This window comes from Novosphingobium sp. B-7, from assembly GCF_000410615.1.
GTDB classification, from domain to species: domain Bacteria; phylum Pseudomonadota; class Alphaproteobacteria; order Sphingomonadales; family Sphingomonadaceae; genus Novosphingobium; species Novosphingobium capsulatum.
In genome coordinates, this window is sequence record NZ_KE148463.1 from 1 (window position 1) to 325 (window position 325).

At 70.5% G+C, this 325-nt stretch carries 1 protein-coding gene; it reads right to left on the reverse strand.

Features of this window, described 5'->3' with window-relative positions; all coding sequences use genetic code 11:
• The coding region (locus tag H926_RS35060; protein WP_043610679.1) for a cobaltochelatase subunit CobN at positions 1-325 on the reverse strand (325 nt) is incomplete at both ends.

Genomic DNA, 325 nt, shown 5'->3' on the forward strand with positions numbered 1-325 from the left:
CCGCTTTCCGTGCGCCGCAGCGGCGGCGGCATGTGGCCCAGCGTGACCGCGCCGATGCGGCGCTTGGCCTGCGCCGCCTCGCCCGGATCGTTGACAATGAAGGGATAGATCACCGGCAGGCTGCCGATCAGCGCCTCGGGCCAGCAGGCACCCGACAGCGCGACGGCCTTGCCCGGCAGCCATTCCAGCGTGCCATGCGCGCCCATGTGCAGCAGGGCATCGATCCCTTGCGCGCGCAGCCACAGATAAAACGCGACATAGCCATGGCGCGGGCAGCGCGACAGATCGTGATAGGCCTCGTCGCGCCCGGCCAGATCGCCGCGCT